This window comes from Nocardiopsis sp. Huas11 (assembly GCF_003634495.1).
GTDB lineage: Bacteria > Actinomycetota > Actinomycetes > Streptosporangiales > Streptosporangiaceae > Nocardiopsis.
On sequence record NZ_RBKY01000001.1, the window covers coordinates 2,918,111 to 2,941,392 of the forward strand.

The following is a 23,282-nucleotide window of genomic DNA, read 5'->3' on the forward strand; positions in this document are numbered from 1 at the left end:
GACGGCGACGGTCCGCCCTCGGCGGGTGCTCCGGTCCGAGGATCGGGCACGTAACGGGCACGCGGCCCGTATGACCCTTGAGAAACGCGTGAGGCCAGGTGTTCGGTTTTCACCGATCTGCCTGGCCTTATTCATGCGTGGAGCGGATGACGGGAATCGAACTGGAGTCGGCGAATGTCCTGACCTGCGAAAACACCGAGAATTAGCAGGTAAGTGAGGTAGGTGTTCCCGCGGTGTGCTCGGTTGTCTTGAGTTCCCCCACGAGTCGTGCACCCTCCGGGTGCACCAGACGAAGGCCCGGATGCCGATGCGGCATGAGTCTTGATGTCACGCCTACGCGCGCGGTCTGTTCGCACAGCCCGTGGCCCTCGCAGCCGTCGAAGTCGACCACGATCCGGGCTGTCTCACTGTCCTTCGATGCGTACGTGGCGGAAAGCGAAACCGCGGCGGTCATCGGGCTTCCCCCGTGACACAGCGGGTGCGCTGGGCGCCGAGTCCGGTGACCGAGCCGTCCATCACGTCACCGTCGCGCAGCGGTCGGCCCCAGTGGATGCCGTTGGTCTCGCCGTTGAGTTTCGGGGTGACCCGAAGGCAGCGAATTCGGCGTGGTCCGCCCCGACAGTCCGCAAGTCAGCGGACTTTGCGGGGAGGTCCTCCCGGTCGCGGTTCCATTCGCCTCGATTTTAACTTATGGCCTGGGAAATAGATTTCTCGGATATACGCATCCATGTGGCAAATACCCAAAGGCTTCCGACGCGGGCACTGGGACGCTTCGTGAATCTGGCACGCCTCGACCTCAACCTCGACAGCCGTGCTTCCAGCTCGTCCCGACGTGGCGCCGGCCGACGGGATCCGGCCCGGCTGGACGAGCACCGCGTCCGAAGGTGGACGGCAGGGCAACGGCGGTCTTTGCCGGTGATCGGTGTCCTGCCGTTGAAGGGCCGGCCATCCTCACCCCGCAGGAGCAGAGTTCGGTGGCCGCCGGGTCTCCACGGCCCCGGCGACCCGGGCCGCCGTCTCCCGCAGCCAGACGTGCGCCGCGTCGTGCGTGTGCACCGGGTGCCACAACAGGGTCTCCTGGAGCGGCACGGCGTCGTAGGGCGGTTCCATGACGCGTACGGGGGCGAGTCCGTCCAGCAGCTCGGCGAGACGTCCCTGGATGAGGGCCACCCTCCGGGTGCCGGCGACCAGGAAGGGCATCGACTGGAAGCTGTCGACGGAGACCTCCACGTGCGGCTCGATTCCGAGCATGCCGATCTGGTGGGCGGCGGGCGCATCGTAGGTGCGCTGGTACGTCACCCACGGCAGTCGGGCCAGATCGTCGAGGGTGAGGTGCTCGCCGACCTCGGGGTTGTCGTCGGCGACGAGGTAGACCCAGCGGTCCCGGTAGAGCTCGACCGTGGGGAAGCCGCTGACGATGCCGTGCGGCATCAGTAGCCCGTCGGCGGTGCTCAGCAGCGCCCCGGTGTTGTCGATGATCTCCGTCGGCGTCTGTTTGAACCGGAGCCGGATGCCTGGTGCCTCGGCGTGGACGGTGCGGGCCAGCTCGGCACCGAAGACGGCCACCGCGTAGTCGGAGGAGATCAGAGTGAACTCGTGTTCCTCGCGGGCCGGATCGAAGTCGGTCTGGCTGCCGAAGACGCGCTCCAGCAGGTCACAGGCGGTGGCGGTGCGGTCGAGGAGGGCCAGGCCGAGGGCGGTCAGTTCGTAGTGTCCGCCCTCCCGGGAGAGAAGGTCGTCGCCGAAGTGGCGGCGCAGCCGTGCCAGGGCGGCGCTCATGGCGGGCTGGCTGAGCCCGATGCGTCGGCCGGCATTGGTGACGTTGCGCTCTTCCAGGAGGGCGCGCAGGGCGACGACGAGGTTGAGGTCGAGGCTTGCCAGATTCACGAAGCGTCCCAGTGCCGTGTCAGAAGCGGGCGGGCATTTGTCCCCTGGATGCAGATATCCGGGGAATCTATTTCCCAGAACACAAGTTACAGGCCAGACTCATTGCACCGCAATCGTGAGGACATCACCGTGAAATCCGCAGCCGCGTCGGCACCCTTCGCCCCCTTCTCGGGGCCGTTCGCCATCAGCACCCTTTCGGCACCGGGCGAGGCCCGGTGGCCGGGCCTCGTGACCCCGGACGGCCGGGTGCTCGACCTGCGCACGGCACTGGACGAACCCGCGCTGACCACGCTTGCGCTCCTGGAGCGCTGGGACGAGGAGCTGCCACGCCTGCACAACCTCGCCAGGGACCCTGTGGGCCACTGGCGGCCACTGGCGGATCTGGCGGTGCACGCGCCGGTCGAGCCCCGGCAGATCTTCCAGTCCGGCGCCAACTACCGGCAGCACGTGATCGACCTGGGGGTCGCCCACCGCGCTCCGGACGACCCGCGCAGCGCCGAGGAGGCCCGCGCCGAGATCGCGGCGGTCATGGACAAGCGGGCCATCGAGGACCTCCCGTACGTCTTTATGGGTCTGCCGACCTCGATCAGCGGCCCCTACGACGACGTGGTGCTGCCCTCCTGGGCCGAAAAGCCGGACTGGGAGCTGGAACTGGCCGCGGTGATCTCCCGTCCCACCTACCGGATCACCGTGGAAGAGGCGCTGGAACACGTCGCGGGCTACACCATCGCCAACGACCTCACCGACCGCGCGACCGTCTTCCGCCGGGACATGCCCCCGATCGGCACCGACTGGCTGCGCAGCAAGAACGCCCCCGGTTTCACCCCGCTCGGCCCGTGGATCGTCCCGGCCGACTCCATCGCGGACCCCTCCGACCTGCGGGTCACCCTGAAACTCAACGGCGAGACCATGCAGGACGAGTCCACCGAGGACATGGTCTTCGACGTCGCACGGATCATCTCGTACATCTCCCAGAGCGCCCGGCTGCTCCCCGGCGACCTGGTTCTCACCGGCAGCCCGGCCGGCAACGGCATCCACTGGGGCCGACTGCTGCGCGACGGTGACGTGATGGACGGCTCGGTCACCGGACTCGGCGCCCAGCGCACCCGCTGTGTCACGGAGGAGGCCCGATGACGGCCGATCGTATCGACCGTACGGATCCCGAGGCGGCGATCGCCGAGGCGGCGAAGGCCTACTCGAACTGGGGCCGCTGGGGCGAGGACGACGTGCTCGGCACGCTCAACTTCCTCGACGAAGCCAAGCGCCGCGAGGGCGCGGCCCTGATCCGCGACGGCGTCAGCTTCTCCTTGTCGCAGGCCTTCGACATGGACGGCCCGCAGAAAGGCTGGCGTCGGCGTACGAACCCGGTGCACACCATGCTCGCCACCGGCACCGACGCCGCCCTGGGCGGCCAGGGCTTTCCACACGGGTTCGGCGGCGCCGACGACGTGATCGCCATGCCCCTGCAGTGCTCCACCCAATGGGACGGGCTCGGGCACATCTTCGATCACGGCAAGGCGTGGAACGGCCGCCCGGCGGAGGAGGTCGTCACCTCCGAAGGAGACCTGGTCACCGGCATCGAGCACATGGCTCCGCACGTCGCAGGGCGAGGCGTCCTCCTCGACGTGGGCCTGGCCATCGGCCAGGACGGCGAACTGCCCGACGGCTTCGCCATCACCGAGGAGCACCTGACCACGACCGCCGCCTCGCAAGGGGTGACCGTCGGTCGCGGAGACCTGGTCCTCGTGCGCACCGGGCGGCTGGCCCGCGCCCGTCACGAAGGCTGGGGAGACTACGCGGGCGGACCGGCGCCGGGGCTGAGCTTCAGCACGGCCGGCTGGCTGCGCCGAAGCGAGATCGCCGGAATCGCCACCGACACCTGGGGGTTCGAGGTGCGGCCCAACGAGTTCGACCACGCCTTCCAGCCCCTGCACCAGGTCGCCATCCCCCACATCGGCCTGCTCATCGGTGAGATGTGGGACCTCGACGCCCTCGCCGCACATTGCGCCGCCGACGGCCGGTACGAGTTCTGGCTCACCGCCGCGCCACTGCCCATCACCGGGTCCGTCGGCTCACCGGTGAATCCCATCGCCGTCAAGTAACGCCCTGGACGGCCGGGCGGGCCGCGCCCGAACGGCCACGCCACCTTCACCCGCCCGGCCCGCCACCCCTCTGCCGCTCGCCGTCGCGCGGCACCATCTCAGGGAGAACCCATGAACGACACCCGCCCCCGCACCGTCCTCGTCATAGGCGGCGGCGCGTCCGGCAACGCCGTGACCGTGCTGCTGCGTCGGGCGGGCATCGCCGTGGAACTGGTCGAGGCCAAACCCGACTGGAACGTGCTCGGCTCCGGTATCACCCTCCAGGGCAACGCGCTGCGCGTGCTGCGCGAAGTGGGCGTATGGGACAAGGTCCAGGAGAGCGGCTACGCCGTCGACGACGTCGGCCTGGCCGCACCCGACGGGACCGTGTTCCATGTCCAGCAGGACATCCGCACCGGCGGGGACGACCTGCCCCCGATCTTCGGCATGCAGCGGCCCCGGCTCCAGGAGATTCTGTGTGAGGCCGTTCGCGAGAGCGGCGCGGCGGTACGCCTCGGCACCACAGCCGAGGAACTGGTCCAGGACGCGTCCGGCGTCACCGCCCGGTTCAGCGACGGCACCGAGGGCCGCTACGACCTCGTCATCGCCTCCGACGGCGTCAACTCCCGCACGCGCGCGATGATCGGCATCAGCGACAAGCCCGAACCGACCGGCATGGCCATCTGGCGCGTCCCCGCACCCCGCCCCGAGGGCGTGGAGCGCATGACCCTGTCCTACGGCGGAACGTGCTACATCGCCGGCTACTGCCCCACCAGCAAGAACACCATCTACGCCTACCTCGTCGAGGCCAACCGCGACCGCGCCTCCATCGAGCCGGCCTCGTACGCGGACGAGATGCGGCGGCTGGCCGCGCCCTACGGGGGTGCGTGGCCGGAGATCGCCGCGAGCATCACCGACCCCGCCGAGGTCAACTACACCTGGTTCAACCGGCTGCTCGTCGAGGGCTCCTGGCACCGCGGCCGGGTCGTCCTGATCGGCGACGCGGCCCACGTCTGTCCCCCCACGCTCGCCCAGGGGGCGGCCATGTCGCTGGAGGACGCCTCCGTACTGGCCGAGATGCTGAGCGAGGAGCAGGACTGGAGCTCCCTCGACGCCCTACTGACCGGCTACTACGAACGCCGGATCGACCGTGTCCGCACGGTGGTCGAAGCGTCCGTGCAACTCGGTCAGTGGCAGCTGAACGGCGTCCGTGACGCCGACGCACCCGGTCTGATGGGCCGCACGATGTCCGTCCTGAAGGAGACCCCGTGAACCCCGTGGGTCCCCAGAACAGCGCACCCACGATCGACGTCCACGCGCACGTCCTGCTGCCGCCGGTCGAGGACGCCGTCGCCGGACACCCCGGGCTGGCCGCCGCCCGCGATCTCGACACCCGCCGCAACGGCCCCGAAGCCATCGCCGTCAGCGGCCCGATGTTCCGGGACCGTATCCCGAGGCTGACCGACGTCAAGGCCCGGCTCGCCGCGATGGACGCCTCCGGGATCGACGTCCAGATGGTCTCGCCGTCTCCGTCCCACTACCACTACTGGGCCGACGAGGACCTGGCCCGTACGGTGTGGGAACTGGCCAACGAGGGCACCGCCGCGCACGTCGCCCAGGCCCCGGAACGGCTGCACGGCCTCGGCCTCGTCCCGCTCCAGCACCCGGACCTCGCCGTCGAAGCACTCGATCACGCCCTCGACCTGGGCCTGCGCGGTGTCGAGATCTCCAGCCACGCGCCGGGACGCGAACTGTCGGACCCCGCATACGAACCGCTGTGGACACGGGCCGAGGAAACCGGAGCGATCCTCTTCCTGCACCCCTTCGGCTGCACGCTCGACGAGCGCCTCGACCGCTGGTACCTGTCCAATACCGTCGGCCAGCCCACCGAGAACGCCGTCGCGCTCTCCCACCTGATCTTCTCCGGAGTCCTGGACAGACACCCGGGGGCGCGCATCGTCGCCGCTCACGGCGGCGGCTACCTGCCCACGCACATCGGCCGTTCCGACCACGCCTGGCTCGCCCGAACCGACACCCGCGGCTGCGCCCGCCCGCCCAGCAGCTACCTCAAGCAGCTGTACTTCGACTCACTCGTCCACGACCCGTACGTCCTGCGCGAGCTGATCCGGGTGGCCGGCCCCGACAGGGTCCTGCTCGGCTCCGACTTCCCCTTCGACATGGGCACCGACGACCCGCTCAGCGCGCTGCGCGCCGTCACGGACCTGCCTGCCGCCCACTTCCACGCAGTACGCGGCGGCAACGCGGCAGCGCTGCTCCACCTTGCCCGCACCATCTGAACCGCGTCCGAACCATCTGAACCGCGTCCGAACCATCTGAACCGCGTCCGAACCATCTGAACCGCGTCCGAACCATCTGAACCGCGAAGAGGAGAACCCTCACCATGAACGCACGCCTGCTCACCCACCTGCGGCACGTCGACCTGGCCGTGCCGGACTATGACAAGCAGCTCGACTTCTACGCCGGCGTCTGGGGCCTGACCAAGGTCGCCGAGGACTCCGGCATCTCCTTCCTGGCCGCCGAGGGCTCCCCCGAGCAGTACATCGTCCGCCTCCGCAAGGCGAAGGAGAAGCGCCTCGACCTCATCTCCTACGGCGCGGCGAACCCCGCCGACGTGGACACGATCGCCGCGCAGCTCCTCGCGGGTGGAGTGCAGTTGATCTCCGAGCCGGGCAGAGTCGACACCCCCGGTGGCGGCTACGGCTTCCGCTTCTTCGACATCGACGGCCGCACCATCGAGGTCTCCGCCGACGTCGAGGCGCGCCGGCACCGCCGTATCGAGGAGAAGGAGTCCATCCCCGTCCGCCTCTCGCACGTCGTCCTCAACTCCACCGACGCGACCGCCACCCGCGCCTGGTACGAGCAGCACCTCGGCTTCCGGCTGTCCGACTCGCTCAGCATTCCGCACATGGGCGAGATCATGCACTTCATGCGGATCAGCAGCCAGCACCACTCCATGGCCATCGCCAGCGGTCCGCACACCTCCCTGCAGCACATCTCCTTCGAGATGCGCGGCATCGACGAGTACATGCGCGGCTCCGGCCGCGTGATGCGCTCCGGCGCCCGCAATATCTGGGGCCCCGGGCGGCACATGGCGGGCGACAACACCTTCATGTACTTCCTCGACCCGCACGGCAACACCGTGGAGTACACCACCGAGCTCGAAGAGCTGGACGAGGACACCTGGCACCCGCACATCTACGACCTGTCCCAGCCCGAGAACTCCGACCAGTGGGGCACGGCCAACCCGATGAACGAGATGGTCGGCAAGGAAATGCAGAACGACGTCGACCCCGGCGTCTTCGTCGCTCCGCCGGTCTGACCCCTTGGCCCCGGGGGCTCGGCGCGTTCCCCCTCCCTGCGATGCCGCCGCGCCCCCGGCCTGTGTCAACCCACCCAGTTCCCTAGGAATGCCATGCGTTTCGCCACGTACGAGCAGCACGGCCGCAGCCGTCTCGCCACCGTCGAGGACGACGGTGTCCTCCACCCCTGCCCCGACCGAGCCTCGCTTCTCGATCTGATCCAACTCGGTCCCGAGGCCCTGCGCGCGGCGGGCACCGCAAGCCTGGACGTGCCGCGCGGGCCGCACGTCTCCCAAGTGCGACTGTTGCCGCCGCTCCGACCGCCGTCCGTGCGCGACTTCGTCACGTTCGAGGAGCACGTCGAGGGCGTACGACGCAGCGTCGACGGGATCTCGGGCGCCCCGGACGCCTGGTACGACGCGCCCACCTTCTACTTCACCAACCCCTACGCGGTCATCGGCCCGGGCGATCCCGTCCCCGTGCCGCCCGGCTGTCAGGCACTGGACTTCGAGCTCGAAGTCGCCGCGGTCATCGGCCGCGAGGGCAGCGACCTCACCCCCGAGCAGGCCCGCGACCACATCATCGGCTACACCATCTACAACGACTGGTCCGCACGCGACCTTCAGTCCCGCGAGATGAAGGTCGGCCTCGGCCCCTGCAAGGCCAAGGACACCGCCACGACCCTCGGCCCGTACTTCGTCACCGCCGACGAACTGGAGCCGTACCGCGACAGCGACGGATTCCTGCGCCTGGCGCTGACTGCCGAGATCAACGGCGAGGTCATCGGTAAGGACCTGCTGTCCAACATGAGCTGGACCTTCGAGGAGATGACCGCGTACGCCTCCAGGGGCACATACGTACGCCCCGGAGATGTGCTCGGCTCCGGCACCTGCGGCAACGGCGGCTGCCTCGCTGAGCTCTGGGGTGTGCGCGGCCGCCAGGACCCGCCACCGCTGAAGCCCGGAGACACCGTCACCCTCACGGTCGAGGGCATCGGCAGTGTCTCCAACACCGTGGTCGCCGGAGCGGCTCCAGTGCCCCTGCCGACCGCCCGCACACGTCCCCGGCTGCGCCCGTGAACCGAGTAGCGGAAGACAAGCCGGACGGCAAGGCCTTCGTCGCTGCACACCGCAGCCTGGGGCTGGCCGACCAGGACTGAGGAACCCACCATGGATACTCCCCGGTAAACGGGGTGCACGCCCGGGAGGAACGGGAACGGGAGATCACTGACCGGCTGGGGGAGCGGGTCGCCGAGGAACTCAAGTCGAAGCGGACCGATTCCGACGACGGCGACGATCCGTCACCACAGACCCCTGGAAAGCAGTTCGGCCAGGTGTTCGGTTTTCACCGATCTACCTGGCCTTATTCATGCGTGGAGCGGATGACGGGAATCGAACCGCCCAGCCCCAGATGCCTGACCTGCACAAACACGAGAAGTGCCAGTTCAGTGGGGTAGGCGTTCCCGCGTTGTGCTCGGTTGTCTTGAGTTCCACCACGAGTCGTGCACCCTCCGGGTGCACGACCTTTCCCTGTCTGGTGCACCCTCGCGGGTGCACCACGAGTGGAATCCAAAGTCATCGAGTGAATTCAAAATCGACTGTTTTTGGGTGATTATGTGTTTGGGGTATCTATGGCCTAATGGACCGCCAAATCTCCAAGGTGTCAAGCTCCAACTGAAATGTGAGCAGTTCACTCGGCGCTATTTTTCTTACCCTGCGGGCTTTGTGCTGCAGTGGAACCAGGGTATTTTACTAATCAGAGCAACCCCCACGCTTGTGTTTCCATGCCCTACGGGCATTTGTCGTCCTGCGGAACCCTCCTCCTTGCTGGTGCCGTGACACCCGTCAGCGTTTCCATGCCCTAGGGGATTTGTCGTCCTGCGGAACTCGTGACTCGCCACGGCAACAGCTGTGGCGGAAGTTTCCATGCCCTACGGGCTTTGTCGTCCTCCGGAACAAAAGGAGAACGAAGCCAAAGAAGGGCCCAAGTGGTTTCCATGCCCTACGGGCTTTGTCGTCCTGCGGAACATACGATGGAATCGTCACGAAAGAAGCGTTCCTGCTTCCATGCCCTACGGGCTTTGTCGTCCTGCGGAACCCTACACGCTCCGGGTAGACCCGGAATGTCCGGAGCACGGCTCCAAGCCTGGTTTCCATGCCCTACGGGCTTTGTCGTCCTGCGGAACGTACGTTCTCCCGTTCGTCGGCATCGTCACCGGCTTGTTTCCATGCCCTACGGGCTTTGTCGTCCTGCGGAACCCTTCCCGATTTTCATGGCTCGTGAGCTGCGGCGATACACCCCTGTTGCACGCGATCGACCTCCCAGCCATCCGAGGGCATGTGACCCAGGCGACAAATCACGGTTGGCAGCCCCTGACCAGCACAAACACGCTGCACGCAAACCGGGGTTTCCACACCAGAACGGGATTCGGTGTACACGTCCAGCGCCGTACCTTTCCGCAAGGCCGCAGTCCCTCATCCTTACCCGCTCAGAGCTGCGACCGCCACCCCTGTGCCGCAAACGGCCATACATCCCCGTTTCCCCTGACACGGCGCCCTTCGCGTTGCTAACGTGAGCGCCCAGATGTGGAGCCTCCCGCGCCCCCACACCATCGAACCTCTACGGCCTCGCGCAGGTGCCCCAAGGAGGTCATGTGCCCACCCAGTGGTCACTCACCCCCACGCCCCCGCCACCCCCTGGCGTCTCCCCCTCGCACGTGCACGCTCTGGCCTGCCTCCTACTGGAGGACCCGGCGAGCGAGCACACCGCCCAGGTCAAAGCCTTCACCGCGGCCCTGCCCGCCGGGACCGCCCGGGGATCCGTGGCCGCCTCGGCGCCGACGCTGCTGCTGAGCTGGCTGGACGAGCCCACCGAACCCGACCTGGCCAGCCGGATCACCGGCCCGGTCCGTCTCGGCTCGCACACAGCCCACCTGTCCCTGGCCGCGCGCCGCACCGTGCCCTACACGCGCTTGGCCGCCACGGCGCCCACGCCCCGGGTCCGGGTCGAGTTCACCACCCCCGCCTACGTCAACCGGGGCGGACGCCAACTCCCCCTGCCCGACCCCGAACTCCTGCTGGAGGGGCTCGCGCGCCGCTGGGCCGCGTTCAGCCCCCACCCGCTGCCCTGCGACGCCACCGCCGAGGCCCTGGGGATGGTGCACCTGGCCCGCCACGACACCCGCACCGTGCCTGTCGGTACCGGACGCCACCAGCGCACCGGGTTCGTCGGGCACGCCGTCTTCGGACTGCCCCGGGCCTCGCCTGCCGCCCGGCGGTCCTTTACCGCCCTGTGGGCGTTCGCCGAGTTCGCCGGGGTGGGCGCTCAGACCACCCACGGGTTGGGGCACGTGCGGGTCCGCCTGCGCCCGGAGACCGGCCACCCCACCCAACGAGGAGGCACGGACCGGCCACAACGGACCGGCCGCAACAGGCCCGTATCCACCAGACCGACTCCGCCCCGTACACAGAACGCAGGCACATGAGTGAACGCGACCTGGTCGTCATCTCCCTGTCCGGTGTGCAGCGCTTCATCACCGAGTCCCGGAGCACCCTGGACCTGCGCGCGGCCAGCAGGATCATCGCCCGCCTGGCGGCCGAGGCCACCGACCTGATCGCCGCGGTCCCGGGCGCGAGCCTGGTCTTCCCCGCCTGTGGCACCGGCCGACCGGAGGGGCAGGACACGTCCGACCGCGCCTTGGCCGGAGAGGCCATGCCCAACCGTGTCATCGCCCTGCTGCCCGCCAGGACCGGTGAGACCGTGGCGCGGCAGGTCAAGGAACACCTGTGCCACACGGTCTGGCCTTCTTGGGTGGAGACCGTGTTCGCCCCGGACGGGGACCCCCTGCCCGCGTTGAACTGGCCGCTGGTGCAGTGGGTGGTCGCCCCGGACACAGGCGGTTCCTATGACCAGCAGTGGCACCGGGCCCAGGAGCACCTGGCGGCCCGCAAGAATATCCGGGACTTCGCCCAGGACTGGGCAGAGCAGGAAGAGCCGTGCTCGCTGTCCCCGCGCTGGCCGGCATCGCCCCTGCCGCCCGGGCTGCGCCCGCACGAGAAGGACGTGCTGTGCGCGGTGAACTGGGTGCGGCGCCGATGGCACGCCGACATCGAACCCGGATCGGGGATCGCCTCGACCAGCGCGATCGCCTCGGCGCCCTACCGGGACGCGGCTCTGCGCCTGTGGGGGCGCGACGAGGTGGTCACCCGGACGATCTGGAGCCTGCACACGGCAGCATCGGGAATCGACACCCAAGGGGTGCGGGACCACCCCCTGCCCGGGGTGCGCCGAGTCAAGGGGGAGCGGGCGGCCGACTGGCTGGCCGTGAACGGCGGACGGTGGGTCTACCCCTCCACCTGGAACGCGGCGTCACTGGCCCGCGAGTTCGAGCTCGACGCCGCCGACCAGAAAGTGGCCGCGAAGGTGGCCGCCGGTCACGCGGCAGCCAAGGAACTCGCCGAGGCCTTGGAGAAGCACGGGGTGGGGGCTCCCTGCGCGTATCTGGCGGTCCTGGTGCAGGACCTGGATTCGATGGGGGCGTTCCTGTCGGGTGAGGCGCCCGATCGCGATGGCAGGTGCATCACGGTGGCCCGGGACGAGCACACCCGCGTCTCCGAGGCGCTGGGACAGGCGGCCGCACACCAGCGGGTGTTGGTGCACGGTGTGCGGGGCCGGGTGGTCTACGCGGGCGGGGACGACCTGTTGGCCCTGGTGCCCGCAGCAGATGCCCTGGCCGTCGCCGACCGCTGCCGGGAAGACGTTCCCGCGACGCTGCCGACGGTGAGTAGCGGCGTGCTGTTCTTCCACCACCGCTCGTCGCTGCGCCATGGCCTGCTGCGCGCGCAGGACGCCCTGGCCGCGGCCAAGGCCCGCAAGCACAAGCACGGGCTGGGGGTGGGGTTCGTCCGCCACAGCGGCTCCCACGCCCAGTGCGTGCTGCCCTGGCAGGCCGAGAACAGCACGGCCACAAAGCACCTGTCGGTGTTCGTCCCCTCCGCCGGAGACCGTGCACGGCTGTCCCCGGGCCTGGTGCAGGACCTGGTCGAGTGCGCTGATGCGCTCAACAACGACAAAGGGCTGCCTGTGGAGGTGGCCCGCGCCGAGGTCCGCAGGCTCACCCTGCGCCACACCGTGTCCCTGGACGCCGTGCCCGGCACCACGGCCCCGAGCTCGGCCGTCGAGGGCCCAAACGAGCAGGACGAACGGCGCCGCTTCGCCGAGCGGGCCGCCGCCTCGCTGGAGTGGATGGCTACCCAGTCCGGGAAGCGGCGGGTGGACGAATCCGCGGCCAGGGTCGCTGTGTTCCTACGTCAGGAGGTGTTGTGAGTCCGACCGGTCCCACTGCCGAGGAGGCCCGCGAGGGCCGCTGGGCCGTGATCGAGCCCCGCGACACCGTGCACGTGCGCGACGGGCGCGCCTTCGACGCGGGAGAGGATTCGACGGCCTACACCGTGCGCCCGTGGCCGTCGACGGTGGCCGGTGCGCTCGCCAAGGCCCTGGGCGGTGAACCCTCGTGTGTACGGGGCCCCGTCCTGGTGCACCAGCCCAAGCCGGACAAGCGCGAGGTGTTCTTTCCCGTCCCCGCCGACCTGGTCACCTCTTCCCAAGCAGGCCGGTCGGAGGTGTGGCGCCTGTCCGTCCCGGACCGGGCCCCGGAGGGCGTGGTCACCGACCTGGATGAGCAGGCACCCCAGGCCAAGGGGGCCCGCGTGCCCTCCTACGCTCGCCGAAGCGAACCACTCACCGGCTGGGTACCCGCCACGGTCCTGTCCTCCTATCTGGCCGGGACACTGTTCGGCAGTCGGCGCTCCACCAGCACAGCGGACATCCGCCTGCGCGATCCCGTGCTCTTCGAGACCAGGGTCGGGCTGGGGCGCGACGCAGACACCCGGACCGCCGAGGACGGCAAGCTCTACCGCACCAGCCACATCCGCCTGCAGGACCGGTGGCAGTTCGCGGCCCAATACGTCCCCGCACGCGATGACGAGCCCCCGCCCCGTGGTCCGGTGCCGTTCGGAGGGCGCGGCAGGCTGGCCGAGATCTGCCTCGACGAGCAGCTCGCCTGGCCCCCCGTTCCTGATGAGTTCCCCAACGGCCAGATGCTGCTGTACGTGGTCACCCCGGGGATCTGGGCGCGGGGGTGGATCCCGCCGCTGGATCCGGGCACCGTCCTGGTCGGGGCGTGCGTGCCCGAGCCTGTGGTGGTCTCCACCGCCTCCCCCAACGACACCTACCGGGAGTTCCTGGCCAGCCGTGCTTCGTACTGGGCCGTCCCCGCGGGATCTGTCTACTACCTGAAGTTCCCTTCCCCCGAGACCGCCCTGGTGTGGGCCCGCACATGGCACAACCATGCGCTGGAGCCCGCCCGTCCGCGCCTGGACACGGCGGGATTCGGTGTCGTCCTGACTGGAGTGTGGCCGTGATCAACTACCTGCTGTACCTGTACGCGGAATCGCCTGTGCACGCTGGGGCCTCCGGCTCCGACGGGGCCCTGGACCTGCCCATCCAGAGGGAGGTGGCCACGGGCTACCCGGTGGTGTGGGGGCAGAGCCTCAAGGGCGCCCTGCGACAGGCTGCACGGGACCGGGGCTTGGACGACGACAGCTTCGGGTCCCAGACCGTCAACGAGGTGTTCGGCCCCCCGCCCTCGCAAGGTGACGAGCCCGGGGTGAACCCGCAGGCCGGACTCCTGCGGGTGGGGGACGCCCAACTGGTCGCCCTGCCGGTGGCCACGATGCAGCGCACCTTCGCCTGGGCGACCTCGGCCACGGCGCTGAGCCGCCTGGCCCGCAAGTACCGCTACGCCGAAGCTGACCGGACCCTGCCCACGATCCCGACCCCCAACGCCGCACGCGGGTACGCCGGTGACCAGGTATGGGTGGGATCCGAACACGAAGAGCAGGTCGTGGGTCCCTGCCTGGTCAACTTCGAGTCCCTGGTGCCCTCGCCGCAGGCCAAGGACAACAACAAGGACGAGTCCGAGGACAAGAGTAAGGACGAGCAGGAGAGCACAAGCGAGGACAAGGGCGAGGACAGGAGCGCGGATCCGGTCTACCAGTGGGGCGAACTCCTGGCCCAGGAAGCGCTGGGCGAGCGCGAGGCACTGGAGCCCTTCGCCAGCAAACTCAAGAAGGACCTGCTCGTCGTCGGGGAGGACGTGATGCAACTGCTCGTCCGCCAGGGCACCGAGCACACCGTACGCGTCCAGCTCGTCCCCGATACCAAGGAGGTCAAACAACTGTTCAGCAGTGAGTACCTGCCCGCGGAGACCGTGCTGGCGGCCGTGCTGACCCTGCGCGAACACCCCGACAGGAGCGAGGAGCACCAAATCCTCGTCCAGGAACTGCTGGAGGACTCCGTGCTGCAGATCGGCGGTGACGAGACCGTCGGCAAGGGGCTGGTGTGGTCCAAGCTGGTGGAGGCCCACCAGTGAGCACGGCCAAACGCCTGGACAACCAGATGGCCGGACTGGCCTACCAGATCCTCCAACCGGGCTTCACCCTGGAAGTGCGCACGCGCATGCGCCAACTCCCCGCCCGGCTGCGCGGCGGAGGGCTGGCCGCCACCTACGCGTTCATCCTCTCCCACTCCGGACAGGCCAATGCCGTCGAGAAGGCCTACACACGGCTGGCCGAAGTCATCGCCCGGTACGTCGCCGAGCACCGGCTCATCCCAGACGGCCCCGAACAGATGGACCCCTACCTGTTCCTCGAACAGTTGTCGAAGTCGAAGATGACCCCGACCACCTACACCCGCATCTCCCTGCGCGTGGAAGCACTGGCCGGATGGATGAGCCGCCTGTCCGATGCGCTGGAGCCCCAGAGCGACCAGGGAGGTGACCGTGGCCAAGAATAAGAACAACAAGAAGGACAAGGGCGGTAAAGCGACACCACGCGCGGCCTCCGGAAAGGCTCGCGGCCCCTTCGGCAGGGCCGTCAGGACCACCCACAACTCTGCGGAGAAGCGCCACGACCTGGTGCTCGGCCCCCAGCAGACCCCTGTGGACCAGGGGGCCAACGCGCTCGTCGTACTGCGACGCCTGACCCTGGCACCCCGCAAGTCCCCCCAGGATTGGAACGACAAGAACCCCGACCGGCCCCTGCACGCCTGGGCCGGCCTACACGGACTGGGCCAGCAAGACAACGGCCTGGCCCCGGACGTCCTGGCCCGCAGGACGGCGTTCCTGCAGGCATGGCGGCGCGCTCACCGGCCCCTGCCCGCAGTGCCGGGACCGGGATCCGACGGTGTCCTGCGCCTGCAATTGAGCACCGAATGGCGGATCGCCCCCGGCCTGGGCCTGCGGTTCGGAGCCCAGGAGACCGGAGCCTCACTGCACGGAACCTACGGATGGCCTCTGCTGAGCGCCTCCGCACTCAAAGGGCTGGCCGCAGCCGCGGCGTCCGCGCAGAAAGTCGACGACGACCTGATACGCCAGGTACTGGGCGGCCCGCGCCCCGGCCGCAAGCAGACCGAAGGCACCGTGGGGCGCGGGGGCGTGCGCTTCCTGGACGCCCTGGTGGTGGACGGCCTGTGCGTCCACGAGGACGTCATCACCCCTCACCAGCAGCCCTACTACACCACCAACGGCCCCCAGGCCCGCTCGAACCGCACACGTCGGCTACCCGGCGAGCACCACAACCCCGTGCCGGTGGAGTTCTTGTCCGTGTCGGGCACCTTCGCCGTTGACCTGCTCGGCCTGGACCCCGCCCATCTGCGCCTGGCGGCCTCCTGGCTGCGCTGGGCCGGGGACGAGATCGGCGGTGGCGGACGCACCACCGCCGGATACGGCTACTTCACCGACCACACCCCCGCACCCGCGCAGGAGACGCTGTGAGCGACCACCCCCGCCTGGTACACCTGATCACCGCGGGACTCAGCCTGCTCGACAAAACCCACGGTCCCGATTCAGGCCTGGAGAAGCTCAAGCTGGACGAAGGCATGATCGAGGCGCTCCGGGAGAACAGGACCGTCCTCTACGACGAGGAGGACGACAACAACACCCGCGCAGCCGACTACACCAAACGGTCGTGGGAGGAGATCAACGCGCTCCTGGGCGCCCCGCACGGCGGGACGAACCCCGACCACGAACTGTCGGCGGCCCTGCAAGAGCTGAGCCTGCGCGACTGGCCACACACGATGAGCGCCGAACTCAACTCCCTGGCGGCCTACTACCGCAGCACCTCCCCCCGCCTGAGGAAAGAGGACACCGCTGTCCTGATCACCAGCGACACCGCCGCCGGGTTGCGGGCCTCGCTGCTCAACGCGCTGGTGATGACCGGTGGAGACACAGAGCGTGTCCGCTACCTATCCGACACCAGCCTGGATGTGGACCAAGCACGCGGCATGGTCGTCGTCCTGCGCCTGACCGGGCTAGCCACCCCATCCGGGCCCGACGAGGCGGCACCGCTCTTCCACAACGCCATGCGCACCCTGGGAGCGCTCGGCAGAAACCTCTACCAGACGGCGAAGGCCGAACCGACCCGGTTCCGCTTCCACCTCTCCGGCGGGTTCAAAGCAGCCCTGCCCTACCTGCTCAACCTCGCCGAGGCCATGCGCACGGTGTGCGGGCGAAAGGTCGTCAGCGCCCACTCCCTGCACGAATCGGCCTTCGACCAACAGTCCCTGCCCATCCCCCTGCGCTCCCTGGACCTGGACCTGCGGCGGCTGCGCGAGGACCTCGTTGGTGCCGACGGCACACTGCCCGCCATCCCCGGCGGCGACCCGACACTCAACGGATTCCTGTACGAGGAGACCCCGCAAGGCAAGGTAGCCCTGACCCCCTTCGGGACCGCCCTGAGGGAGCTGGTGCGCGAAATCCCCGAGCCCGAGGCGTGATGAAACACGACACCGGCCCCGCCGCCAGTGGACCGTCGCTGGGGACCCAGCTCGCCACAGGTATGGCCGTGACCGCCGAGCACCAGCGCGTGGCATCCCCAGACGCCGACCGTGCGGCTCTGACCGCCCCCGACTGGCACGCGATGGTCGCCTGCGTGGCCGAGGAACAAGAGAACGGTGCAGCCGTCCAGCCGGGGATGGCCACGACACAGGAGTTCGACCAGGCCGCCACACGACTGGCCGATTACCTGCACACCCGGCCCGGCCTCCTGCGGGCCCTCGTGCACAGCCCCCACCTCCTTCTCGACCCCCAATCAGACGCGCTACCCGGCCACTGGCCCCCGGCCCGGCGCTGGCGTGTCCTGGCCGCGTGCGCCGACACCGTGTGGGCCTACCTTGAGCGCACCGCCCCCACCCACTCCCACCACCGAAGACTGCTCCCATTGGCGGCGCGGTCACGGTTCCTGGCGCTGTCCTACCCCTTCCGCTTCCGAGCGGGCAGCCCCCCGGACTGGGGCAAGGACGAACTGACGCGCCAGACCGAGCTGGTATTCGGCCGCAACAGTGGGGCGGAGCTGGTGCGCCGGGCCAACGAGGCCCGACAGGCCTGGGCGGCCTACCTGGACACCTACCAGTCCCACCCCGTCCTGGCCGAGGCAGCCTCCCACGACCTGGAGGAGGAGGTGGCCGCTCTGGCCTTCCGGGCCGGGCCGCGCAGCGGACCCCTGGTGCTGTCCGCCCACCGTCTGGATGAAGCCGTGCTTCCCCGGGCAGAGGACGTCGCGCTCGTTGATCACGTCCTCCAGGAGCACCTCCTGCCGCGTTTCTCCATGGGGGCGGTCCTGGAGTCGCTGTTCTTGGCCCGCGACCACTTCCGGCCTCGCTTTTGGGCGTTCTTGGCCGGGGCGGCGGTGGTCTGCGCGGTCCTGACCCCGGTGACCGTCGCGGTCCTGTGGTTCGCCCCGTTCGCGGACATAGGGCCCTATCCGTGGGCGGCCGTACCCGCAGCCTTGACGTACCTGTTCATCGGGGTTGGTGTCTATCTGTACGGGCGGCAGTGGGCGATGCCGTGGCTTTTGCGGCTGCCCGCCGCATCCGCAGTGGGTCTGATCGTGCTCGTGGCCCTGCACTTTGACTGGTGGCAGGGGGAGGGGCCGAAATGGCCGGCCGTGCTGGTCCTGGCAGCGGCTTCGCTGTGGTACCTGTCGGTCGAGGCCCGCAACCATGGGGTCGGGCCCGTAGACACCTACCGAGTAGACGGCGATGCGTCCCGGCCGCAGCCCCGTTGGTGGACAACCCTGTGGCGGTCCCTCACCGTCGCCGGTAGGTGGACGGCCCTGCGACGGGCCCTTGCCGTCGCCTTCATCGGGATCGCGCATGCCTTACTGGTGTCCGTCATCGGCACCATGGCGATCCTGCCCGCCTTCTCCGAGGAGGGCTCGGCCCTGACCACCGTGTGGTCCGGTCCCGCGTCCGACCTGTGGACTCCGCTGTTCAACGCGACCACGTGGTGCCTGGCCGCCGGTGTCTTCTCCCAGATCCTGTGGGACGACCAGCCCATCACCGCATCCCTGGCCCACCGTCGATGGAAACACGGAAGGTGACCCCGATGCCTTGGACCGACTTCACCCTCACCGTGACCACACCGCTGTTCAACGACCACACTGATGGCAGTGTGAGGGTGTCCTCGCTGCGAGGTGCCCTGCGGTTCTGGTTCCGTGCCCTCATCGGCCAGCGCGTGGGCAACAATTCCGAGTTGCTGTTCAAGGCCGAAGAACACGTGTTCGGCTCCACCGAGCGGCTCTCCCCGATACGGATGCGTATCCACGACCAGCCCGAATCCGGTACCGGGCGCTGGGGCGAGTCTCTGAACGGGAGCGAGAGGGCCGCGTTGTGCTATCTCGCCGGGCAGGGCCTGACCTCCGGAACTACTGTCGCCCGCCGCTACATCGACTCCGGGCAGAGCATCGGGTTGAAGGTCGCCTTCAGCGACGACGAGCACGCCAACGCACTCTTTCTGGCCTCGCTGTGGCTCATGTGCGCCTACGGGGGTGTGGGAGCCCGCACCCGCCGAGGCTTCGGCGGCCTGCACCTGAAACATCGTGATGGAGGGCTGCCCGAGCCGTGGACGGCTGCTGACCTGTCCCCTCCGGGGCTGGACCACTACCGCTCTCTCAAAGGCCTGGAACCGGCCCGGTTGCGTGATCTCTGTGCTCCGCACCTGCAAGCACTGGTCCCAAAACCGTGCTCCGACGACGACAGGCCCGAATACCCGGTACTGGGGGAGAAGTACACCCTGGCCGGGCTGTCCTCCCGGAGTTTCTCCGGCTGGGCCAAAGCCGCAGCCCGCACCGGCGAAGTATTCAAACAGTTCCGTTCCACCGGCGAGTACAAGGGAGTGATCCTTCACACGTACAGGAAGCCTTACCCAGTGGGCGCGCTCGGGCTCCCGGTGAACTACTACAAAGGGGAAGTTGTCCAGCCGGAATGGAGCCCCAGTCAAGGAGACAGCAGTTCCGGAGCCAAAGAGACCCTACGCAGGGCCTCGCCGCTGTGGCTGCGGTTCGTCTGTGACCCTGCCCTAGAGGAGTGGCGAGTGTTCTCGTTCGCGTTCCATAACAAGTTTCTCCCCACGGACAGAAACCATCGGGTATGGCTGCGAAACGCCGCGGATCGAAACCGCCAACTGGACGTGACCGACACCCATGTGCGTGAGCGAACCGGGAGGTGGATCAACTCGAGTCTCAAGTCCCTGTGAGGTGCACGAGAGATGCCCCTCGTTGCGCAGGTTCCGGTCTCAACGCTCGCGACACCGGTGGAGGTGTGTCGGGGGAGGAGGATGTGTGGCCACTTGCGGCAGGGAGGTGGTGGTTGTGGACGTTGGTGGGTAAGAATGAGGGCACGGCTCCTGACTGAATCGGTGGCCGTGTACACCGAACCTCGTTCGGGTTTGAGAGTGCGGGGCGCGTGCAAGGCATTTGCGCTGGTCATAGCGTTGGATCTGCGTTTTGTTGTCTGGGTCACATGGGTTGAGGTGGGTTGGAGGGCCGTCGCGTGCAGAAGGGGTGTGTCTCCGCAGTTCAGAGGCCCTGAAAAATGGGAAGGGTTCCGCAGGACGTCAAAGCCCGTAGGGCATGGAAACCCCCCCTTGAAGGGGATTCGCACAGAGTGCTGCCGTTCCGCAGGACGTCAAAGCCCGTAGGGCATGGAAACGGGACTCCGGTTGAAGTCCGCTTCGGCCGCCCTGATCTGTTCCGCAGGACGTCAAAGCCCGTAGGGCATGGAAACTCAAGGGCGTTCGTGAACATCGGGCTGATCATCCGTTCCGCAGGACGTCAAAGCCCGTAGGGCATGGAAACCTCCTCAGACGAGAGCTTTTGGCTCGGGTCGAGGTGCAAATTCCGCAGGACGTCAAAGCCCGTAGGGCATGGAAACGACTTGGCCAAGAATTTATCGTTCAAGGTTGCTCAAGTTCCGCAGGGCGCCAAAGCCCGTAGGGCATGGAAACACACGAGTCCTCCTCCGTAGAGGATGGACAGCATCGTGTTCCGCGGGACGTCAAAGCCCGAAGGGTATGCAGGCCTTCTGTAAGCCTGCCGGGAAGTGGGCATAATGGGAGATCTTCTTCGCCAGGTCGCGGACAGCGAACGGCTCTTCTCGGCGTGGAATGAGGTTCGCGACAACGATTTGGAGGACGGTGTCAAATCAGACCAGGTCCAAGACTTCGAGCGGGGCGCTCTGCGTAACCTGGTGGAGCTGAGCGAACAGCTCTCGGCCGGTGAGTACGAACCCGGGCCGGTGGTGGCCATCGAGGTACCCAAGTCCTCGGGCGGGACACGGCTCCTCGCGATCCCCACGGTGCGGGACCGCATCGTCGAACGCGCCGTGCTGGAGGTCATGGACCCCTATCTGGACCCGGTCCTGTCCCCGTGGAGCTTCGCCTACCGGTCCGGGCTGGGCGTGGCCGACGCGATACGCGCCCTGGCCCAAGCCCGTGACGCGGGAGCCCGGTGGGTGGTGCGCTCCGACATCTCCGACTGCTTCGAGCGCATCCCCCGCTGGCCGGTCATGACCCGGGTCAAGGAGATACTTCCCGACGCCGAGCTGTGCCTCCTCGTGCAGCACCTGATCTCCCGTGACGCCACCGGCCGTGCGGCCCACCGGGTCAGGGCGGGCCGCAAACAGGGGCGGGGCCTGCACCAGGGCAGCGCGCTGTCCCCGGCGCTGACCAACCTGTACCTGGACGCCTTCGACAAGGCCATGCTCGGCCGCGGGTACCAGGTGCTGCGTTATGCCGACGACTTCGCCATTCCCGCCGATTCGCAGACTGAGGCTGAAGGCGCTTTGAGCGAGGCGGGTGAGGTCTTGGCCGAGTGGGGGCTGGAGCTGAATGAGTCCAAGTCCCGGATCGTGTCCTTCGATGAGGGCGTGGAGTTCCTGGGGCGCACGGTGGGTTCCCGCGACTCCGTAGCGGCTGAGGACCGGGCCAGCCCGTTGGAAGCCACCGTCTACGTCACCACTCCTGGGGCACTGGTTCGCAGCCGCGACGACCGGGTGCGCATCGAGCACGGCGAGAAGAAGCTGCTGTCGGTCAACCTCAAACGGGTGCGCCAGATCGTAGGGGTCGGCCGGGTCGGGTTCAGCACCCCGTTCCTGCACCGGGCCCTGCGCCAGGGAGTGGAGCTGGTGCTGCTGGACGACATCGGACGCTTCCAGGGGCGCCTGTCCCGGGCGATGGGCGGGGACGTACACGTGCGCGCCGCCCAGTACGAGGCCGCACTGGACGGGGCCCGGGCTCTGCACTTCGCCCGTGCGTTCGTGGCGGGCAAGCTCACCAACCTGCGCACCGCCCTGCTGCGGGCCTCCCGTTCAGTCAACGCTCCTGAAGAGTCTGCGCAGGACGTGGCCGTGGTGGCGGACCGGCTGGCCCAGGCGCGTGCAGGGGCGCTGGAGGCGGGCGGGCTCGCGGCGCTGATGGGGCACGAGGGTGCTGCCAGCCGTGACTACTTCGCGTGTTGGGGGAGGATGTTCGACCCGGTGTGGGGCTTCACCCACCGCAGGCGGCGACCGCCTCCGGATCCGGTCAACGCGATGCTCTCCTTCGGGTACACGCTGCTGCTCAACGACGCGGTGGTGGCCTGCCACATTGCCGGGCTCGACCCGGAGGGCGGGTATCTGCACTCGCTGGCCCAGGGGCGGGCCAGCCTCGCTTTGGACCTGATGGAGGAGTTCCGCCCCGTGGTGGTGGACACCGTCGTGACCGGTCTGGTGCTGGGCGCCAAGGTGGCTCCGGAGGGGTTCGACCACCCGGCGCAGGAGGACCGGGGGTGCCGGATGGCGCCGGAGACGTTGAAGGTGTTCCTGGCCGCTTATGAGAAGCGGATGCTCACTGTGGCGCGCCATCCGGGTCTGGGGCGCCGGGTGTCCTACCGGGTGGCGCTGACCGCGCAGGCCCGGTTGCTGGCCGGGGCGCTCGTGGGGCGTGAGGATTCCTACGCACCGTTGGTCTGGCGGTGATCCGTCATGGGTGAGCATCCGCAGCGGCGCCGGTTCTACCTGGTGTGCTACGACGTGGCCGACGACGACCGCCGCCAGGCGGTGTCGGAGCTGCTGGCAGGGTATGGAGCCCGGGTGCAGTACAGCGTCTTCGAGGCGGCGGTGGCCTCTCCGCGCGCCTTCGAGGAGTTGCGCAAGGCGTTGGCGGAGGCGATCGAGCCGGATGAGGACCAGGTGCGGGTGTACCCGCTGCGAATACCGGATCTGGACAAGGTGATGGTGTTAGGTAATCGTAGACTGGAAGAGCGGGAGGACTTCTGGATCGTATGACCAGGTGGCGCTTACACCGGACCCGGTTCGGGTGCAAAGACCCGGGTTTGTGTGCAGATCATTTCCGCTGTTCACGGGCTTGTCGAGGTGAAATGTTACCTGGGTCATACGCCTCCAGGGCAGTGGGAGGCGGGTTGCGTGCAGGAGGGGTGCATCACCGCAGGCCAGGGGCCATGAAAATCGGGAAGGGTTCCACTGCAGTACAAAGCCCGTAGGGCATGGAAACATGTGTGCTCGGCACATGCTGTAGTTTTTCCTGCCCGCTCCACTGCAGTACAAATGGAAACGCCCATAAGCTCACGCTCCCAGCCAAGAATACCGTTCCACTGCAGTG

At 68.4% G+C, this 23,282-nt stretch carries 18 protein-coding genes and 1 CRISPR repeat array; of the genes, 17 read left to right on the forward strand and 1 reads right to left on the reverse strand.

Annotation, left to right across the window (positions count from 1 at the left end; translation table 11 throughout):
• Nucleotides 1-951: 951 nt before the first annotated feature.
• Nucleotides 952-1,887 carry a LysR family transcriptional regulator gene (locus DFP74_RS13110; protein WP_121181961.1) on the reverse strand — a complete coding sequence of 312 codons (936 nt, stop codon included), beginning with the start codon at nt 1,885-1,887 and terminating at the stop codon, nt 952-954.
• Nucleotides 1,888-2,016: 129 nt separating this feature from the next.
• On the opposite strand from DFP74_RS13110, the gene DFP74_RS13115 reads away from it, so the two are divergent.
• From DFP74_RS13115 to cas2, 17 genes are all read left to right on the forward strand, one after another.
• A complete protein-coding gene (locus tag DFP74_RS13115; protein WP_233570955.1) occupies nt 2,017-3,021 on the forward strand; it encodes a fumarylacetoacetate hydrolase family protein in 1,005 nt (334 codons plus the stop codon).
• Nucleotides 3,018-3,989 carry a cyclase family protein gene (locus tag DFP74_RS13120; RefSeq protein ID WP_121181962.1) on the forward strand — a complete coding sequence of 324 codons (972 nt, stop codon included), beginning with the start codon at nt 3,018-3,020 and terminating at the stop codon, nt 3,987-3,989. The genes DFP74_RS13115 and DFP74_RS13120 overlap by 4 nt, the downstream gene beginning before the upstream one ends.
• Before the next feature lie 111 nt (nt 3,990-4,100).
• The gene (locus tag DFP74_RS13125) at nt 4,101-5,240 is read left to right on the forward strand and encodes an FAD-dependent oxidoreductase (RefSeq protein WP_121181963.1); all 1,140 of its coding nucleotides are present in this window, start codon (nt 4,101-4,103) and stop codon (nt 5,238-5,240) included.
• Nucleotides 5,237-6,265 (forward strand): amidohydrolase family protein, encoded by a 1,029-nt coding sequence (locus tag DFP74_RS13130; protein WP_233570956.1) that lies wholly within the window; start codon nt 5,237-5,239, stop codon nt 6,263-6,265. Before DFP74_RS13125 ends, DFP74_RS13130 begins: the two co-directional genes overlap by 4 nt.
• A 104-nt stretch (nt 6,266-6,369) precedes the next feature.
• Nucleotides 6,370-7,308 (forward strand): VOC family protein, encoded by a 939-nt coding sequence (locus tag DFP74_RS13135; RefSeq protein ID WP_121181964.1) that lies wholly within the window; start codon nt 6,370-6,372, stop codon nt 7,306-7,308.
• Between the two features lie 93 nt (nt 7,309-7,401).
• Nucleotides 7,402-8,367 carry a fumarylacetoacetate hydrolase family protein gene (locus tag DFP74_RS13140; protein WP_121181965.1) on the forward strand — a complete coding sequence of 322 codons (966 nt, stop codon included), beginning with the start codon at nt 7,402-7,404 and terminating at the stop codon, nt 8,365-8,367.
• A 1,574-nt stretch (nt 8,368-9,941) separates the two neighbouring features.
• A complete protein-coding gene (gene cas6, locus DFP74_RS13145; RefSeq protein WP_121181966.1) occupies nt 9,942-10,772 on the forward strand; it encodes a CRISPR system precrRNA processing endoribonuclease RAMP protein Cas6 in 831 nt (276 codons plus the stop codon).
• Nucleotides 10,769-12,613, forward strand: coding sequence for a type III-B CRISPR-associated protein Cas10/Cmr2 (locus tag DFP74_RS13150; RefSeq protein WP_121181967.1), 1,845 nt, complete (start codon nt 10,769-10,771; stop codon nt 12,611-12,613). The genes cas6 and DFP74_RS13150 overlap by 4 nt, the downstream gene beginning before the upstream one ends.
• Nucleotides 12,610-13,710: a type III-B CRISPR module-associated Cmr3 family protein gene (locus DFP74_RS13155; RefSeq protein WP_121181968.1), complete on the forward strand. Its 1,101-nt coding sequence runs from the start codon at nt 12,610-12,612 to the stop codon at nt 13,708-13,710. Before DFP74_RS13150 ends, DFP74_RS13155 begins: the two co-directional genes overlap by 4 nt.
• Nucleotides 13,707-14,720, forward strand: coding sequence for a type III-B CRISPR module RAMP protein Cmr4 (cmr4, locus tag DFP74_RS13160; RefSeq protein WP_121188226.1), 1,014 nt, complete (start codon nt 13,707-13,709; stop codon nt 14,718-14,720). Before DFP74_RS13155 ends, cmr4 begins: the two co-directional genes overlap by 4 nt.
• Complete coding sequence (locus DFP74_RS13165; RefSeq protein WP_121188227.1) at nt 14,717-15,142, forward strand: type III-B CRISPR module-associated protein Cmr5; 426 nt, start codon at nt 14,717-14,719, stop codon at nt 15,140-15,142. The genes cmr4 and DFP74_RS13165 overlap by 4 nt, the downstream gene beginning before the upstream one ends.
• Nucleotides 15,129-16,121, forward strand: a complete 993-nt coding sequence (gene cmr6, locus DFP74_RS13170; protein WP_233570957.1) for a type III-B CRISPR module RAMP protein Cmr6 — start codon at nt 15,129-15,131, stop codon at nt 16,119-16,121. Before DFP74_RS13165 ends, cmr6 begins: the two co-directional genes overlap by 14 nt.
• Nucleotides 16,118-17,122, forward strand: a complete 1,005-nt coding sequence (locus tag DFP74_RS13175) for a hypothetical protein (RefSeq protein ID WP_121181970.1) — start codon at nt 16,118-16,120, stop codon at nt 17,120-17,122. Before cmr6 ends, DFP74_RS13175 begins: the two co-directional genes overlap by 4 nt.
• Complete coding sequence (locus DFP74_RS13180; protein WP_121181971.1) at nt 17,122-18,726, forward strand: hypothetical protein; 1,605 nt, start codon at nt 17,122-17,124, stop codon at nt 18,724-18,726. The genes DFP74_RS13175 and DFP74_RS13180 overlap by 1 nt, the downstream gene beginning before the upstream one ends.
• Before the next feature lie 5 nt (nt 18,727-18,731).
• Nucleotides 18,732-19,880: a type III-B CRISPR module RAMP protein Cmr1 gene (cmr1, locus tag DFP74_RS13185; protein WP_158612998.1), complete on the forward strand. Its 1,149-nt coding sequence runs from the start codon at nt 18,732-18,734 to the stop codon at nt 19,878-19,880.
• Between the two features lie 347 nt (nt 19,881-20,227).
• A CRISPR array of direct repeats spans nt 20,228-20,704; the repeat unit is 37 nt; unit sequence GTTCCGCAGGACGTCAAAGCCCGTAGGGCATGGAAAC.
• Between the two features lie 30 nt (nt 20,705-20,734).
• Nucleotides 20,735-22,639, forward strand: coding sequence for a CRISPR-associated endonuclease Cas1 (cas1, locus tag DFP74_RS13190; RefSeq protein WP_121181973.1), 1,905 nt, complete (start codon nt 20,735-20,737; stop codon nt 22,637-22,639).
• A 6-nt stretch (nt 22,640-22,645) separates the two neighbouring features.
• Nucleotides 22,646-22,948 (forward strand): CRISPR-associated endonuclease Cas2, encoded by a 303-nt coding sequence (cas2, locus tag DFP74_RS13195; protein ID WP_121181974.1) that lies wholly within the window; start codon nt 22,646-22,648, stop codon nt 22,946-22,948.
• Nucleotides 22,949-23,282: the final 334 nt, after the last annotated feature.

Coding starts and splice junctions, on each gene's coding strand:
- DFP74_RS13180 (WP_121181971.1), top strand. CDS start 17,122: ATGAAACACGACACCGGCCCCGCCGCCAGTGGACCGTCGCTGGGGACC.
- DFP74_RS13150 (WP_121181967.1), top strand. CDS start 10,769: ATGAGTGAACGCGACCTGGTCGTCATCTCCCTGTCCGGTGTGCAGCGC.
- cas1 (WP_121181973.1), top strand. CDS start 20,735: ATGGGAGATCTTCTTCGCCAGGTCGCGGACAGCGAACGGCTCTTCTCG.
- cmr1 (WP_158612998.1), top strand. CDS start 18,732: ATGCCTTGGACCGACTTCACCCTCACCGTGACCACACCGCTGTTCAAC.
- DFP74_RS13135 (WP_121181964.1), top strand. CDS start 6,370: ATGAACGCACGCCTGCTCACCCACCTGCGGCACGTCGACCTGGCCGTG.
- DFP74_RS13125 (WP_121181963.1), top strand. CDS start 4,101: ATGAACGACACCCGCCCCCGCACCGTCCTCGTCATAGGCGGCGGCGCG.
- DFP74_RS13140 (WP_121181965.1), top strand. CDS start 7,402: ATGCGTTTCGCCACGTACGAGCAGCACGGCCGCAGCCGTCTCGCCACC.
- cas2 (WP_121181974.1), top strand. CDS start 22,646: ATGGGTGAGCATCCGCAGCGGCGCCGGTTCTACCTGGTGTGCTACGAC.
- DFP74_RS13120 (WP_121181962.1), top strand. CDS start 3,018: ATGACGGCCGATCGTATCGACCGTACGGATCCCGAGGCGGCGATCGCC.